We start from the raw sequence: 16665 nt of genomic DNA, 5'->3' as shown, positions 1-16665 counted from the left end.
GAAGACATTGAAAATAAAAGCTTACAAGCAAAAAGTCCGCGAGGGAGAAAGTCTAGACAGGGTTAAGGCCAGTAGGCTAGACTTGCGGCTGGCAAACAGGTTAAACTACAGCGGCATCCAAACATTCGGTGTTCTAGGCAGTGTCTGTAGTCGCACAAGCGATGACCAACAAGTAGAGGAGTGAAGCTGTATGACAACGTTAAATGACGATTCTAATCAACTAGATTTAAACCTTCCGGGACTGGGCCCGGATACAATCTTCGCCGGAGCCGGGGCGGATTTCGTTAGAACTTCCACCCTGGGCGGCAGCTTAATATTTGGCCAAGCCGATAACGATACTCTGATTTCAGTTGGCCCGAACGATACACTGTACGGCGGCGAGGACGAAGACTCAATCAGATCCCAGCGGACTCCGGCTTTGCTGTTTGGCGACGCAGGTAATGACACCATAGTCGCTGAAGCCCGCGCTAGCCTGTACGGCGGTTTGGGAGAAGACTTCCTCCAAGGTACTGTCGAAGCTAACCTCATTTTTGGTAATGACGGGGCAGATACGATGCTGGGAGGGGCGCAGAGAAGAGACACCCTCTACGGCGGCAAGGGCAATGACGCGATCGGCTTCTTCATCGCAGGCGGTGGCAACAACCTCTCTTTACAGGGTGGCTTGGCTATTGGCTTCGCTGGCAATGAAGGCAGCAACTACTTGCGGGGTGATTTGGGTGACGACTTAGTTGTAGGTATCAATGTAAGAGACAGTCTCTTTGGCGGTAAAGGCAACGACACCCTAAGAGGTGTGGCCAGCAGCAGCTACCTGTCCGGCGATGATAACGACGACATCTTAGTGATTACCAACACTACGCAAACCAGCGCGTTTGGTACGACCGTCTTCACGATCGGCATTGAGAGAACCAGCTTGATTGGCGGTGCGGGCAACGATTCTCTCTACGGCGCGATCGGCGAGTTTGGCGGCGGCAGAAACTTCTTTGACGGCGGCGACGGCAACGACACGATCAGCGTTTTTGCCACTTCTGATACCGCCCTGGGAGGTGCAGGCGACGACTTCATCGTGTCGAGGACGGTGACTGCATTTTCGAGTGTAGGCGCATCGAGTTCATTTCCAGGCTTCGCGGGTCGCAACTTGCTCGACGGCGGAGTGGGCAACGACACGATCGTTGCAGCTTTTGCGACGGATACAATGATCGGCGGCGAAGGCAGTGACAGCTTGAGCGGCATCTTTACTCAAGCCTCCGGTGCAGACGGCAACGATACGCTCAATGCTTCTTTTGCCACTTTTGACGGTACTAGTGTTACGCGGATTAGTCTCGACGGCGGGCTCGGCAACGATCTGTTAATTGGCAACAGCAGCACTGGCGCCATCAACTACATGAACGGCGGTGAAGGAAGTGACAGAATCCTGTTTGCCACCACGGGCGATCGATTAATTGGCACGCTTGGCGGTAACGACACCATCTCCTATGCTACTGGTGTCAACTTTACCGGTCTAACAGCGCCAAACGTCATTACTGATAACTTAGGTAGCAACTTCATCACTGGTGGCAACGGCACTGATTCCATAACTACCGGTGCTGGCGATGACATACTGTTCGGCGGCCCCACCAATCTTATCACCCCAGGAGTTGACGGGGACGATACCTTAGATGCCGGTGGCGGAAACGACACGCTGTTGGGCGGCTTTGGGAACGACTATTTGATCGGGGGCGACGGTAACGACTCTATCGCCGGCGGGCCTGGTCATGACACGCTGATTGGTGGCAGTGGCAATGACAGCTTCTACTACAACAACTTCGGCGAGGGCGTCACCATCGACCCCAGCACCGGCCAGGTGGGTAGTCAGCCAGACCAAATCGGCGATTTTACGGTCGGTCAAGACAAGTTTATCTTGCAGTTCAACGGCTTCCCCGGCTTGAGTGCAGTGGAAGGTACGAATCGACTTTCTGCGAGGTCGTTCTTGGTGCTTGAGAATGGGGCTTACCCTAGCGGTTTTGGTCCAGCCGGGGCGGCTGGGAACCAACCGTTCCTCTTTTATGAAAATGCAACCGGACGACTAGGATTTGACACTGACGGTTCTGGTGGTTCTAACCCAGGCGTTACGCTGGCAATTCTGAATAACAAACCGGCCATTACGGCTTCTGACATTACCCTGATTTAATTTGGGTAAAAGTGGGTGGGGTCGATTCTGAAACATCGCCCTACGAACTCTCAAAACTAATTGTGCTATGTTTCGAGCTGGGGATATCCATCCCTGGCTTTTTTGTGGGCATCAGCATGGGGCAATTTTAGATTTTAGATTGATTGGTAATTTTAATCAAAAAGCGAAAATCGCATGGGGCATGGGGCGGGTTCACGGGTGAATTTTGCCACGCGCCAATAATCTTTAGCAATGACGCATCAGAACTAAAGAAACTGGGCTTTTCACTCCTAGTTAAAGGCCGGGATGCAGTATTTGAGTAAAAACCCGGTTTCTGCCTCCAGGACTAATCTCGATCGGCCCGCCCCCAGCCAAGTCAAAAAGTGAGGTAAAAATAATGAAAACAATTAAAGACCTAGATATTGTTGCTTTAACAGGAGACTTAGAAGCAACCCATTTTTAAACAAAACAAATCATTAAATTATCTTTCATGACAAGTAGGAACAGTTGTGATGGAATTTGATGGCAGTGCTTTTGAGGTATAATTTTCTCATCAAGATGGCACAAGTTATGCAAGAGAGACAATTCCCACCACAAAATTAATGCTTTTGCATTATGAATTACTAGAATCTGTAGGGGCGATTCGCCGATGAATTTTGCCACGCACCAATAATGTTGATAAACCACCCCCCCACCCAACGAATAATATCATGTCCGGTCCAGCGACCGGGATTTTTGTAGGGGAGGGTTCGCCAACAATACCTGCCAATAATTGACCATCTCAAAAACCCGCCCCGACCGGGATATTATGGTTAATCGATCGGACATGATATAAACCCGATTAACCATCGTCGCCCAACCGTTAAATTCAATTAATTCTGAATTATTGGGTGGGTGTGGACGGGTTTATGAGATGGTTAGTTTTTGGCAATTATGGTTGGTAAAACCCGCCCCTACATATTGGTACAAATAATTTAGGCTCCTTATAAAAAAAAATCCCGCAAACATATCGTTTGCGGGATTTAGTAGTCAGGAAACTTGTAGCGAATACTGTTACTAAGCTTGGTCTACAATCTCTTTTGCTTTATCTTTGAGGTCTTCTTTCAGGTGAATTGCTGATGCTTCGTCCTGCTTGGATTGACCTTCTAATTTATCTTTCTGATTGCCTGTAACTTCGCTAACAGCTTCTTGGATTTTGCCTTCAATATTCTTCGCTGTTGCTTCGACTCTATTTTCAATGCTCATAATTTTATATTCTAACTCTACAACTACTAATATAGGATTTGAAAGTTGAGTCTGACTCCCTCTTTAGATAGATTTGTTATTACCTTTATTTCAAAGTTAAAGGTTCGATTGGAATTTCCACAAGTTTATTTCTGGAGGAAAAACCGGATTTAATGCCGATCGCAGATTTCGGCACTTTAAACTTTTTCGCTAACAGGATGATTAATTCTTGATTGGCTTTACCGTCAACTGGCGGCGATTTGAGATGTACTGTAAGACTGCCGTCTGGTTGTTCTGCGATGCTTTGCTGTTGGGAATTAGGTTTTACTTTAACTGTTAAGATTTTCATCGTCTGAAGGAAGTTCGGCAACGCGCAGTGAATCGGGATTTAACCCATTTAAATGAGGGATTTTGAGGGAAGAAGTCAAGCGTGAATAAAGGACAATTGGCAATTACCCATTACCTGTTGCGTATCAACCTGGTTTTACAGCCTAATTCCTATTTATCCTTCACGAAACGAGGATTGTTTCTGAATGTTCGATCTTCGTTCCCAAAACTTTCAGGAATTGGGCCAGCCAGTTAGGATGTGCTGGCCACGCGGGGGCGGTGACTAAATTGCCATCGACTACGGCTTCGGTAACTGGAACTTCTGTATATTTGCCGCCGGCCCGGAGTACGTCGGGGCTGCAAGCGGGGTATGCGGTGCAGCGTTTGCCTTCGAGTACGCCTGCTGCTGTTAGAACCTGTAAGCCGTGACAAATAGATGCGATCGGCTTTTTGCTGTTGGCAAAGTAGCGGGTAATTTGCAGCACTTGTTCGTTGAGGCGGATGTATTCTGGGGCGCGTCCTCCCGGGATAATCAAAGCATCGTAGTCTGCCGGGTTGATTTCGTCAAAAGTCGCGTTTAAAGTGAAGTTGTGACCGGGTTTTTCGCTGTAGGTTTGATCGCCTTCAAAGTCGTGAATTGCGGTGCGAATTGTTTGGCCTGCTGCTTTGTCCGGGCAGATGGCGTGGACGGTGTGACCTACCATTTGCAGTGCTTGGAAAGGAACCATTACTTCGTAGTCTTCTACAAAGTCGCCGACTAGCATTAATATTTTTTTTGCTGTCATGTTTACAACTCCTGTTATTTTGGTTTGGTTAAATAGCATGGACCAAAAATGCGGGGCAGTTAAAAAGCTTGCCCCGCAAGCTATTCTGGAATCTAGAAACCGTTGCGTCCCCAAATGACCATTGAAATTGAGAAGGAGAACAGAACTAGCACCGAAACCCAACCGAGTGACAAAATATCCATAGCTATTTATTGAACAAACTGTACAAAGTGACTCCAAACCTTATGTTGACACTCCCCGCGCGATCGCGACGGGGATTCTTAAGACTTTCGGGTCTTAATATCCCTATTGCCAGGGTTTCCGGGCGCAATCCTTTTGCCAAAAATGGCGGTCTGCTATCCTAGTCTTACAACTAGCTCCTCGGTCGTGACTTTCCTCCAGTCCGGGGGTAGGTTTTAACGTCTTTTACTGACGATTTAATTAATTCACAACCTTAGTATTGGTTATGATTAATTATTTTGAGCATCCGTACTGCTGTTAAGCTAGATACTTGATTTCTCAAAATTCGCAACTTTCGACTCTTTTGACGATACCACACTTGCCAGACATTTGTGCAATTGGTATATCTGATAGGCTGGATTTATCCTGCCATGCCCTTTCATCCCTGGACTCTAGTCACAGGGTTTTCAGGGTATTTTTTATAAGTCAATTTGAGCTATTTTAAGAATGAGGGCGCCGTGAAGGACTCGTCAAATTTTAGTGCCGCTGAACGGGTAGAATCTTTGAAGGCAGGGAGTGTTGCTGCTTTGTCTTGTTTACTGGGTTTTGGGGCGATCGCCCTGGGTAATAGCTTAATTCTAGCGGATAGGTTGGATTCTCTGGCGAGTTTGCAGGTAAGGGAAATTGACCTAAATTTTGCCGCCCGAGGGACGATCGCACTTTTGGGCGGTTTTTTGTTCGGCGTGACTTACCGCTATGCGATTCGCCGAGATGTTAACCCGCAGCTTAAATCTGGTGCGGTGTTGGCTTTTGGGTTGGTGCGGGCTTTTGGACAATTGGATGCTGGATTGTTGTTTGAACCCGGGAAGATGCCCGCCCTACAGGAGTTATTGCCGTTTGCTGTTCGCGGTGCCGAGAGTGTAGTATTGTTTGCGATCGCGGGTTTGGTTTTGGATTGGGCGATCGGGCGATCGTGGATTAAGCCCTTTGATTCTTGAGTGCCAAATCTTGCAGCATTTTTATGAACAGGCAAGATGCCTGTTCCACAAAAGTTCAATTTTCTTGTGGGGTGGGCTTCTAGCCCGCCCAAAAAATACAATTTAGATGCGATACAGCTTATTTTTCCCTAAACCCGTCCCTACAGATTTAATACCTCAAATTCGGGATTGCCGTAAACCATCTGTTTATCTACCGCCGACAAAACTTTATTGCTAGCAGCATCAGAAACTAAACACTGACAAACTAGCTGCGCTACATCCGCCCGGTGAATACTTCCAGCAACTCGACAATCTTCTGTTAAAATACCGTTGCCTGTGGCAGGTTCCGATTTGAGTCCGCCGGGACGAATCACTGTATAAATCATCCCGCTTTCTATCAAATAATTTTCGGCTTTTTCCTTTTCAATTAAAACCGGGCGCAAAGTTTCTAAAGCTTGGGGCGGCAAAGCGCCGGCACTATTACCGCTACCGATGGATGAAACTAAAATAAATTTTTGCACGCCTGCTTTGATAGCCGCATTAATCAAATTTTTGTTGCCCAAATAATCGGGTATTTCTCGCTCTTTTGGCAAGCCGCCAATTGTGCTGATTACGGCATGAATTGGCTCACCGCCAGCCATCGCAGCTTCCACAGCGGCAGCATCCAAAGCATCGCCAGTCACGACTTTGATGCCCATTGCTTCTAATTCGGTGCTGGTTGCGGGCGATCGCAAAAGTGCTGTTACTTGCATCTTTTGTGCTGTCAGACCTTTCGCGATTTCTAAGCCGAGGTTTCGACTAGCACCAGCTAAAAAAATGTGGAATTTCTCGGTCATATTAATTGTGTTTTAAGTTGTGCAGAAATTGGTTTTTTTGACTGTGGAACAGTATACAACAATCCTCTGTAAATTTTTGAATTAGTTTTTTTTTACCGCAGAGGGCGCAGAGGGCGCAGAGGAAGAGAGGGGCATGATTGGCAATTACCGATTCCCTATTTCCCATTTACGTTAGATTTTTTTGCCGACTATTACTACCCAAGATTGAGCTTCGCGGGGTAAACCGGGGGGGCGATAGTAGTGATTGACAATGGCAAATCCTGTTTGTTCTAAACAAGGCGCTAAAGTATGATATTCCCATCCGGCAGTATAGCGTTTTCCCGTTGGCCGCTCGTCGTATCCCTCCCAATTTCCCCGGCACATTGACATGACAATTGCACCGCTAACAACTAAGGCTTTGTGCAAATCTTGCAGCACTTTCACCATCTCGTCGCTGGGAACGTGAATCAGGGAAGCATTAGCAAAAATACCGTCAAATTCTGCCTTTGGCAAGTCGAGATTCAGAAAAGATTGCTGCCAAACTTCGCATCCCGATAACTTCTTAGCTATTTCTACAAAAGCCGGAGTTGCATCTAAGCCTACCACTGTGTGTCCTTGGCTCTTGAACGCTACTAAATCTCGTCCCGGGCCGCATCCTATATCGAGAATTTTACCGGGATTGCGGGGCATAGCAGCGATCAGTGCGGAGCGATTTTGGGATACGTCGTGATGCCAAGTTCCTTCTCGAAAAGATTCGGCAGTTAGCTGGTATTCTGCGATCGTAATTTCTTCGCGTTTGTCCACAATTTCCCCCTTTTGTATTATTTTAGATTTTAGATTTTAGATTGAAGAATGTTAACCGTAGAATAATGGTTTATGCCTACAATCTAAGAACTTAAGGCTGACGCATTTGCTACCTCAGAAACTCCGTTTCTATCCGCCCATGCGTAAGCGTGAAGTAGAGATATTGGGTAGGCACACGGCACTGCCGTGTCCTACTCTATTTCCTCTGATTGACAACTGCTATAAGAGTTACACAACCAGGTTTTTTTGCTCCGATTGAGTAACTGCTGAATCAACTTCTAAGAGAGAACCTTCGGGGGATTCGATCGCAAATCCCGCATCTCGAATCATGTCCCAATCTTGATGGGCAGCTTGTCCGGGAGTTGTCAGATAATCGCCAACAAAGATAGAATTAGCGGGGTAGAGTCCGAGAGGTTGCAGCGATCGCAAATGCACCTCCCGTCCCCCAGCAATCCGAATTTCTTGGCTAGGAAGCAAAAATCGGAACAAACAGAGAATTCGCAAACATTGGCGGGGAGTTAACCTGTTGACATCTGCAAATGGCGTCCCGGGAATCGGAATGAAAAAGTTAACCGGCACGCTAGTAACGCCCAAATTGCGAAGCGAAAGCGCTAAATCGATCGCATCATCATCCGATTCGCCCATCCCCAAAATTCCGCCGGAACAAGTTGTGATTCCCGCTGCTTTTACGTGTTCGACGGTTTCAACCCGATCGCCAAAAGTGTGAGTCGTGCAAATGTCCGAGTGATATGATTCGGAAGTATTGAGATTGTGATTTACGCGATCGACTCCAGCTTTAGCCAGCCGATGAGTTTGCTCCTCGCTCAACAATCCCAAACAAGCGCAAATTTTCAGGTTATAATTTGCCTTCACAGTCTCGACAGCATCCAAAACGCGATCGAAAGTAGATGCGCTGGGTTGGCGACCCGAAATCACCAAACAAAACGTACCAGCTTTTAACTCTGCTGCGCGTTGGGCGGCATCCAGAATTTTATCCTTAGCTAAAAGCGGATATTTCTCAATTTCCGCAGTCGAAATTTTTGACTGAGAACAATAATGGCAATCTTCAGGACAAAGGCCACTTTGAGCATTTAACAAATAGTGCAGCCTGACTCGGTTTCCCCAGTAGTGGCGGCGCACCCGATAAGCTGCGTTTAGTTGTTCCAGCAAAACCTCATCCGGTGCGCGCAATACGGCTAAAGATTGCTCGCGAGAGATACATTTGCCCGCCAGCGCCTCGTCAGCCAAATCGTTCCAATTGGGTAAATTCATTACTAAAATTAAAGGGTTTACAGAGTATCCAAAACCTGACGAATTACCCGATAAATCGATTCTAGTTCATCAGGAGAAATGCAGTAGGGAGGCATCAAGTAAAGCGTATTTCCCAAGGGGCGGAGCAAAAAACCCGCTTCGAGAAATCTAGCTTTCAATACAGGAGCAATGTCATTAAAATACCCCGAAACACTTTCGGTTTTTACATCCATTGCTGCGATCGTGCCACAAGTCCTAATCCGTTCGAGTTTAGGATGATTTCTCAGCCATTGATTCAGATATTGGCGGTGCAATTTTTCCATCCCTTGATACACATTTGGGTTTTGCTCCAAAAGCTCCAAGGATGCTACACTCACCGCACAAGCTAAGGGATTTCCGGTGTAAGAATGACCGTGAAAAAAAGCTTTGTCCGATTCATCTCGCCAGAAAGCTTGATAAATATCCTCCGATGCCATTGTGACAGCAAGTGGCAAACAGCCGCCAGACAACCCTTTAGACAAACACAGGATATCCGGCTTCGTTGCAGATTTAACAGAGGCAAACAGTTCGCCCGTGCGACCAAAACCAGTCATTACTTCATCGTAAATCAACAATACATTAAACTGGCGAGCAAGTTGGGCGAGATCCTGCAAAAACTCAGGGCGGCACATTCGCATTCCCCCGGCACCTTGCACCAAAGGTTCGATAAAAATTCCCGCATAGCCACCCTGCTTTAACAAAAACTCCAATTTCTCCAAACTCGCCGCCTCCTTGCTTTCCACCTCCTCATCACCGTCAAAAGTCGCCGGAAAAGGAACAACATCCCCAGCAAACATTAAAGGTGCAAAAGATTCCCACCACAGCGAACTTCTGCCAGCAGACATCGCGCCCACAGTATCGCCATGATAACCTCCCTCAAAACTAATAAAGCTAGTGCGGTTAGTTTCTCCGAGATTGCGCCAATATTGAAAAGCCATTTTCAGAGCAACTTCAACAGCAGTCGATCCGTTATCAGAAAAGAAAATCCGCGTTAAAGAAGCAGGCGTATGAGTTAGCAACTTACTAGCAAGTTTCAGGGCAGGTTCGTGAGTAAATCCCGCAAAGATTACGTGTTCTAACTTTTGGGCTTGTTCATAAAGAGCCTCAGCCAGAACCGGATGGCTGTGCCCGTGAACAGTCACCCACCAACTAGAAATGCAGTCGAGAATTTGCCGCCCGTCTGCTAATTCCAACACCGATCCTTTGCCGCGAATTACCTTCAGCGGCGGGGCAGCCGTTTTCATTTGCGTGAAGGGCTGCCAAATCTGTGAAATTGAATAATCATGTTCCTCATTACCCGTCATTTTTGCCTTTCTCACTAATATTAACCTGCATTTTAATATAGCAATAATTACTCCCTGGTGAACTTTTTATTTTGTCTTCTTACTTCTTCTTACTTCTTCTTTTCCTTCGTGTCCTTCGCGTCTTCGCGGTTCGTTAAAAAAAATCTAGTTGGGAGTTGAAGGCGGCTGCCCTGCAACGTCTGCCGCCCTATCACGTATTCCCCGGCCACGGTTAAATTTGTCAGTTACAATTTTCTGCCTTTCAGCAAATAAGTCGTCATTGCTCCTTTGCCTTTAACATTAATTTTACCGCGCTTTTCCAACAAATACTTATCGCACAGCAACTCATAAGTTGAGGTGCTAACTTGAATTTTACCCGGAAGCCCCTGAGATTCCATGCGGCTTGCTGTATTCACAGCATCTCCCCACAAATCGTAAATAAACTTTTTAGTGCCGATGACACCTGCTACAACAGGCCCAGTATTAATGCCAATGCGGATATTGAGAGATTGACCGCATTCGTCCCGGAATTTCATAATTTCTTGCTGCATTTCCAGGGCCATTTCGGCAATAGATTCGGCGTGATTTGTACAGGGAAGCGGTAAACCGCCTGCTACCATATAATTGTCACCTATCGTCTTAATTTTTTCTAAGCCGTATTGCTCGCTCAAGCTATCGAAACATGAAAATATTTTGTTAAGCAACTTGACTAATTCTTCAGGAGACGTGCGCGAAGATATTTCGGTAAAGCCCACAATATCAGCAAACAAAACCGTAACCTCGGCAAATCCATCCGCAATATTTATCTGACCTTGTTTTAGGCGATCGGCAATCATGGCCGGTAAGATATTTAGTAATAAACGTTCCGACTTTTCTTGTTCGGCGCGCAATACTTCCTCAGCTTGTTTCCGCTGTGCGATTTCCTTGTATACTCGGTGAAACATTTGATTGAATGCGACCATGAGTTCTCCCAACTCGTCATCGCGCTTGACAGACAGAGAGTAGAAATCAGGTTGTTCTCGATCTTTGCTCAAAGCGTCTCCAGCAGCGATCAAGTCATCGCGCAATCTCAAGATAGGTGCAATTACTGTCACCCCTAAAAAGAACATAGTCACAGAAGTGACAAAGGCTGATATAATGATGACTAGAACAGCAACCCGTGCTATAAATGCGTATAGTTCGGGCTGAACGGTGGAAGCATCGTGGCGAACAATTAAGATGTAATCGCCTCCAAAATGTCGCTCCGTCCAAGCAATATCGTACCTCTTGCCATCGAAATTGTGTTTGTGAACTATACGAGCTTTTTTTAGTTGCTGTAAACTGATTTCTGGCGGTTCGCCAAGTGTATATATTAGCTGACCGTTAGCTTGGTAAATAGACAGTCCTAACACTACTTGAGAATCCTTAGTAATATTTTTTACTTCTTCTTGGAAGAAAGTGCGATCGGAAATATCTTGTTGAAGCAAAAACTCTAGGGAATCAACAGTCGCCCGAGATAGCTGTTCCAGTTGACTTAAAAGTTCATTTTCGCGCCGAAAATAAGAGGGAACTAAAATAATTCCCTCTATGGCAAGAATGCTAGCAAATACCCACAAAGCTATTTGCCTAGACAAGCGAGATTTGAAAAAACTCAAGAATGATAAAATTCGCAAGTACATAAAATTTACTATTTTGCAAATGGCTAGTTTAGGGAATAGGAAAAGAAACCGGGTTTTTTCTAATAAATTTTGGGTTGGCCAACGAAGCAACTGCGCAGAAACCGCCTTTCTCACATCCCCTGTGTAATTCCTGTAATTGTCAGCAGTCAAAAGCCAGCAACCGTTAAGCGTTACTTCTTGGCTAAGCACTAACGGCTAATGACTGATGACCCGCCCAACAACGGATACCAGCCCCCGACTTAACTCGTGGATATATAAAAATTTTAGACCAAAGTTCAAATTCTCAGATTCACCTGTGCAGTAAATCTAAAATCTAAAATCTAAAATCTAAAATTGACTGACTCCGGACTAACTAGCAGACCCCTTAATAATATAATAAACAAATTAAACGGAAAGTGCGCTGGCTAACCTGCCTGCAAGCAGATAAGTATTCATATCGCCCTTACCTTTGACGTGGATAATTCCTCTGTCTTTAAACAGATACTTATTTTGCAAGATATCGTAAGTTGATTGTGTGACTTGAATCTCGCCGGCAATCCCGTGGGATTCCATGCGGGATGCTGTATTGACGGCATCGCCCCAGAGGTCGTAAATAAATTTTTTAGTGCCAATAACTCCCGCAATTGCAGGCCCGGTATTGATGCCGATGCGAATGTTAATTCCTGCATGATGTTTGGCATTAAATTTTGCTAATTCCTCCTGCATATCTAAAGCCATTTCCGCAATGCTTTCGGCGTGGTTGGTGCTGGGGTTTGGCAAACCTCCCACTACCATGTAAGCATCTCCAATTGTTTTGATTTTTTCCAAGCCATACTTTTCTGTCAGACTATCGAAGGCTGAAAAGATTTCGTTGAGGAAATCGAGCAATTCTTCGGGAGATCTTTGGGCTGAAAGCACGGTAAAGCCTACGATATCCGCAAACAAAATCGTGACTTCTGCGAAGCCGTCAGCAATACTGCTTTGACCGTCTTTTAACCTAGCAGCAATCGATTCGGGTAAAATATTGAGCAGCAGGCGATCGCTCTTTTCCTGTTCTTTCAGCAATTCTACATTAGTTTCTTGCAATTGTGCGGTGCGTTCCCTGACGCGCTGTTCTAATTGTTTAGCATTTTGGCGTAACCTGCTGATAGCTAAAATTAATCCTGTAACCCCTAAAAATGAAAGTCCTACTAACAGTAAAAACAGGTTTTTAAGTTCACTTTGAGTATTTTCAGTGAGGGTATCGAGAGGTTGAGTAATTTCTAATATACCCCGCAGATCTCCTACTTTCCAATCAGTCTTAGGACTGTCGCGGTGAGTATTGTGACAGTTAACGCAGCTAGAACTTAGAATATCTCCCTCGGCATATCGAAAGGCTGGCTTGCCGCGAAAATTATCAACTCGGAAAAAATTTTTTGTCGGATTTTTAGTTAAATAGGTAATAGCTTGCCGTTCAAAATCGTCTCGGACTCCGCCTTCTTCTCGTCGCCAGGGAAACGGGTAGTCGCTGTAGAGACGAAGTGATACTTGGGGATTTTTTTTTGTGAGATTTTTGCCTAGTTCTATTAAGAAAGTAGCCGGTACGGGAACAGTTACTTTTGTCGGGTTGTAGTCGTGGGTAAAGTTAATTACTTCAGCGGTGTTTAGAGGAGTGATAATATCGGAACTGTAAAGGGTGCGGGCTTCTTTAATAGCTTGGGCATAGAGGGTGGCATTTTGGAGGGCTTGCGATTCGATTAGCGAGGAGGAAAGACGATACATATTTGCCATCGCTACTCCTACACCTACACAAAATAAAATTGTCACCGCAAGCAGAATTCCCTTGTAAATAAATTGGCTGATGGCAACCCGACTGCGAGAAATCAACTGGCGCATGGTATCCTCAAGTGTGAGGTTTAATCTGGATTTCAATTTATGCACTACTAACATAACACTGCTGGTTCAGACTGTTTTGCTGGCGTCCGGGGTAAAGCAAGACTCTTTTGGTGCAAGGGAGGGTTAATTATTGTTTACCGCGATTGTTTCGGTTATCCGTAAAAATACGCATAAGTTTATAGTGGTTTTCTGTTGAGTGAAGTATAGATGATCGAGTAAGGACGCGGCAGTGTTCTGTCCCTACTTCACGCACTTTTTGTTCGATCTCGGTTAGGATAGCAATTGTAGTCTATGGTTGGCGATCGTGAATTCTGACTCTACTGCCTCACCGGCGCGCAACGAAATTTATCCGGGAGAAGTTTTCGTCAATACTGCCAATTTTGATACCGGCATTCGGCGGCTTTTACCTAAATATGACGAAATGCTGGATGTATTAGCAGGCTGCATTGCTAGCGTAAACCACCGCATTTTAGAACTCGGCTGCGGTACGGGGGAACTCACTTTAAAAGTTCTCCAACGCTACCCGTCTGCGGAAATAGTGGCTGTCGATTACTCGCCGCGAATGCTTGATTTTGCCCGCGACAAAATAGAGTCGGCAGGATACGCAGCCCGGTGGACTGGCATAGAAATGGATTTTGGAGAATGGGCGAACAATCCAAATTTCTCAGGCTTGGGCGATAAATTCAATGCTTGCATTTCATCTCTGGCAATTCACCATCTTGAGGATGAGATGAAGTTGAAATTGTTTGAACGCATTCGCGAAAGTTTAAATGCTGGTGGCTGTTTTTGGAATGCCGATTCTCTTTTAGCAGAATCAGCAGCAATGAAAGATATTTATCAAGCGGCGCGAGAAGATTGGGCGCTAAATCAGGGGGAAACCTTAGCACAAATTCGCGCAAATGTGGGGAAGAGTGTCTCTTACGGATATTCTAGTCCCGATCGCCTAGCTACACTTTCGGCACAGTTGGAAATGCTGGTAAATGCTAGATTTGACACTGTTGCAGTTCCTTGGAAATACTACGGTATGGCGGTGTTTGGGGGATTTGTTAATTGAAAAAAGCAGTCTTGCAGGCAGAACTTCTATGTGTAGGCTGCGCGAATAAGCACTTTACTGCTTAAATAAAGATGGCAGTTAGTATTTTATGTTACTAAGTTCTGCTTGAGAAAATATATAATATGAATTCCGGTTGCATTGGAATGATTAAACCGCAGAGTACGCTCTTAACGCAGAGTCTCCAGAACAGAGAGATGAATACAGGACGATGAAGCGCGGATTTGATATAATAGTGCGAGCATAAAGGAAAAAAAATGACTGCAACTGCGATTCAAAGTATTGACTGGGATGCTTTTTCTTCGGAACTCTCGGGAATCGAAATAATTAGCGATCGCGCGCAAGTTGTCAAGCTATCTCAAGACTATTATCACTTCAGTCCTGTTTTGCAACCTCTCTTAAGTGATAAAACAGGAGATTTAGTAGTTCGTCCCGCCAGCGAAGCGGAAGTTTTGCGAATTGCAGCAGCCTGCGTCAAATCCAAAATTCCGCTAACTGTCAGAGGTGCAGGAACGGGCAATTACGGGCAGTGCATTCCCCTCAAGGGCGGCGTCATTTTAGATACCACCAAAATGAACAGTATCCGCTGGATAAAACCGGGTTTAGCTTGCGTAGAACCAGGGGTGAAAATGTCGGTTTTCGACAAACAAGCGCGAGAAAGTGGTTGGGAATTGCGGATGGTTCCCTCAACCTATCGCACCGCAACGATTGGGGGATTTATTGGCGGCGGTAGCGGGGGGATTGGTTCGATAACTTACGGGCAATTGCGCGATCGGGGAAATCTTCATGCGGTTCGAGTCGTTACAATGGAAGACGATCCCCGCGTCATCGAATTGCGCGGCGATGAAGTGCAAAAAGTAAATCACGCTTACGGCACAAATGGGATTATTACTGAGTTAGAAATTCCCCTCGCCCCTGCTTATGCTTGGGCGGAAATCATCGTGGCTTTTGACGATTTTATGACATCGGCTAACTTCGGTAAAGCTTTGGGCGATGCTGACGGAATTATCAAAAAACTAATTTGTGTTTGTGCTTGGCCGATTCCTGGTTATTTTGCTGCTTTCCGCGAGGAGATTCCTGAAGGTAAGCACTGCGCTTTGTTAATGGTAGCTGAATCTTGTCTGGAACCGCTGCAAGATTTGGTGCGCGAATATGGTGGCACAATTTGCTATCAAAAAAACGCGCAAGCAGCGAGCAAAGGTGCAGCAATTGCTGAATTTACTTGGAATCATACAACTCTGCACGCTCGCAGCGCTGACCCGTCTCTGACTTATTTGCAGACGCTTTTTCCCCCAGATAAAGGTTTGAAATTGATTGAGGAACTGTACAATTATTATGGGGATGAGGTGATGATGCACTTGGAGTTTTTGCGAATGAATGGCAGGGCGATCGCCGCAGCTTTGCAAATAGTTCGCTACACTACGGAATCACGGCTCAATGAAATTATTCGCTATCACGAAGAGCAAGGCGCAATGATTGCTAATCCTCACACTTATATATTGGAAGATGGAGGGATGAAAAGTATTAATGTGGAACAGTTGCAGTTTAAACAGTTGGTCGATCCTTACGGTTTGCTTAATCCGGGTAAAATGCGGGCGTGGTTGGAACGGGATTAAGGGCGATGGTTTTTAGATTGTTCGGCGGTTGAAACCGCTGCTAGACAAACGAAGTCCGGATGGTGCGCGGACTAATAAATAAAGATTAAAACTCGGTGGTTGAAACCGCTGCTAGACAAACGAAGTCCGGATGGTGCGCGGACTAAGAAAGCAATTTAAGGGACAGGGGCGGTAATTTCTGTAGGTGCGATCGCCCCTTCTGAAGGTACAGCTTGGTTTTCCAGTAGTAGGCGCTGTTTGTTCCGAAAGTCTGCGGCCGCATCGTTCAAATTTTGGCGCTGTTCGGTACTAAATTCTTCCATGCTGCGGCCACCTCCCAATTGGGATCTGTGAATTAAATCAAATATTCCGCTGCCGCTGCTGCGGCCGGAAAATGGGTCGGTATTGTCTTGAGTTTGAAAGTCTTGCAGCGGTTGGGCATTATTTAAACCGCTGGCTTGAGCGAAGCTTGCTTGAGGGGAGAACAGAGCACAGGATGCGATCGCGCTTGCAGCAATCCCCACCATCAATTTGCCGGATTTGGAAGTTTTGGTGTTCATCAGAAATATGGGTTTGAAACCCCGTCCTTTTAGGACGGCTTTACATTGGATGGGGGGGGAGGAATTCTCCCCCGATGAATGCTTGTTACCGCCTTGGATATACTAACGACGTTCGACGTTTTGTATTCGCCTTTAAC

The 16665-nt window shown here is 45.9% G+C and carries 15 protein-coding genes; 4 read left to right on the top strand and 11 right to left on the bottom strand.

What is annotated here, in order from left to right; translation table 11 throughout:
• Nucleotides 1–190: 190 nt before the first annotated feature.
• Nucleotides 191–2167, top strand: a complete 1977-nt coding sequence (locus ACUVJL_RS17945; protein WP_445247099.1) for a calcium-binding protein — start codon at nt 191–193, stop codon at nt 2165–2167.
• Nucleotides 2168–3202: 1035 nt separating this feature from the next.
• Here ACUVJL_RS17945 and ACUVJL_RS17940 read toward each other — a convergent pair.
• The 4 genes from ACUVJL_RS17940 to petN form a co-directional block, all read right to left on the bottom strand.
• A complete protein-coding gene (locus ACUVJL_RS17940; protein ID WP_332952143.1) occupies nt 3203–3391 on the bottom strand; it encodes a CsbD family protein in 189 nt (62 codons plus the stop codon).
• A gap of 85 nt (nt 3392–3476) precedes the next feature.
• The gene (locus ACUVJL_RS17935; protein WP_445247098.1) at nt 3477–3719 is read right to left on the bottom strand and encodes a DUF167 domain-containing protein; all 243 of its coding nucleotides are present in this window, start codon (nt 3717–3719) and stop codon (nt 3477–3479) included.
• Nucleotides 3720–3879: 160 nt separating this feature from the next.
• On the bottom strand, nt 3880–4482 hold the full coding sequence (locus ACUVJL_RS17930) for a DJ-1/PfpI family protein (RefSeq protein ID WP_445247097.1): 603 nt from the start codon (nt 4480–4482) through the stop codon (nt 3880–3882).
• Nucleotides 4483–4574: 92 nt separating this feature from the next.
• The gene (gene petN, locus ACUVJL_RS17925) at nt 4575–4664 is read right to left on the bottom strand and encodes a cytochrome b6-f complex subunit PetN (RefSeq protein ID WP_071883976.1); all 90 of its coding nucleotides are present in this window, start codon (nt 4662–4664) and stop codon (nt 4575–4577) included.
• Between the two features lie 495 nt (nt 4665–5159).
• Here petN and ACUVJL_RS17920 point away from each other — a divergent pair, with 495 nt between their 5' ends.
• Entirely contained in the window at nt 5160–5639 is a 480-nt protein-coding gene (locus tag ACUVJL_RS17920; RefSeq protein WP_445247096.1) for a hypothetical protein, read from the top strand.
• A gap of 140 nt (nt 5640–5779) precedes the next feature.
• Here ACUVJL_RS17920 and ACUVJL_RS17915 read toward each other — a convergent pair whose 3' ends face one another.
• The 6 genes from ACUVJL_RS17915 to ACUVJL_RS17890 all read right to left on the bottom strand — a co-directional run bounded on the left by ACUVJL_RS17915 (nt 5780) and on the right by ACUVJL_RS17890 (nt 13322).
• On the bottom strand, nt 5780–6454 hold the full coding sequence (locus ACUVJL_RS17915; protein ID WP_445247095.1) for an SDR family oxidoreductase: 675 nt from the start codon (nt 6452–6454) through the stop codon (nt 5780–5782).
• A 171-nt stretch (nt 6455–6625) separates the two neighbouring features.
• Nucleotides 6626–7237, bottom strand: a complete 612-nt coding sequence (locus tag ACUVJL_RS17910) for a class I SAM-dependent methyltransferase (RefSeq protein WP_445247094.1) — start codon at nt 7235–7237, stop codon at nt 6626–6628.
• A 228-nt stretch (nt 7238–7465) separates the two neighbouring features.
• Nucleotides 7466–8509, bottom strand: a complete 1044-nt coding sequence (gene bioB, locus ACUVJL_RS17905; protein ID WP_445247093.1) for a biotin synthase BioB — start codon at nt 8507–8509, stop codon at nt 7466–7468.
• Nucleotides 8510–8526: 17 nt separating this feature from the next.
• Nucleotides 8527–9846: an adenosylmethionine--8-amino-7-oxononanoate transaminase gene (bioA, locus tag ACUVJL_RS17900; RefSeq protein ID WP_445247092.1), complete on the bottom strand. Its 1320-nt coding sequence runs from the start codon at nt 9844–9846 to the stop codon at nt 8527–8529.
• 209 nt (nt 9847–10055) lie between these two features.
• On the bottom strand, nt 10056–11468 hold the full coding sequence (locus tag ACUVJL_RS17895; protein ID WP_445247091.1) for an adenylate/guanylate cyclase domain-containing protein: 1413 nt from the start codon (nt 11466–11468) through the stop codon (nt 10056–10058).
• A 384-nt stretch (nt 11469–11852) separates the two neighbouring features.
• On the bottom strand, nt 11853–13322 hold the full coding sequence (locus tag ACUVJL_RS17890; RefSeq protein ID WP_445247112.1) for an adenylate/guanylate cyclase domain-containing protein: 1470 nt from the start codon (nt 13320–13322) through the stop codon (nt 11853–11855).
• Between the two features lie 304 nt (nt 13323–13626).
• On the opposite strand from ACUVJL_RS17890, the gene ACUVJL_RS17885 reads away from it, so the two are divergent.
• Nucleotides 13627–14376, top strand: coding sequence for a class I SAM-dependent methyltransferase (locus ACUVJL_RS17885; RefSeq protein WP_445247090.1), 750 nt, complete (start codon nt 13627–13629; stop codon nt 14374–14376).
• A gap of 254 nt (nt 14377–14630) precedes the next feature.
• Nucleotides 14631–15989, top strand: coding sequence for an FAD-binding oxidoreductase (locus tag ACUVJL_RS17880; protein WP_445247089.1), 1359 nt, complete (start codon nt 14631–14633; stop codon nt 15987–15989).
• Between the two features lie 155 nt (nt 15990–16144).
• On the opposite strand, the gene ACUVJL_RS17875 is transcribed toward ACUVJL_RS17880, so the two are convergent.
• Nucleotides 16145–16528 (bottom strand): hypothetical protein, encoded by a 384-nt coding sequence (locus ACUVJL_RS17875; protein ID WP_445247088.1) that lies wholly within the window; start codon nt 16526–16528, stop codon nt 16145–16147.
• Nucleotides 16529–16665 lie beyond the last annotated feature (137 nt).

Origin of the sequence: Microcoleus sp. OTE_8_concoct_300, assembly GCF_031383065.1 — a bacterium.
Classification (GTDB): Bacteria; Cyanobacteriota; Cyanobacteriia; order Cyanobacteriales; family Microcoleaceae; genus Microcoleus.
The sequence above is the reverse complement of the archived record's forward strand: the minus strand, read 5'-3'. Positions and strand labels throughout refer to the sequence as shown.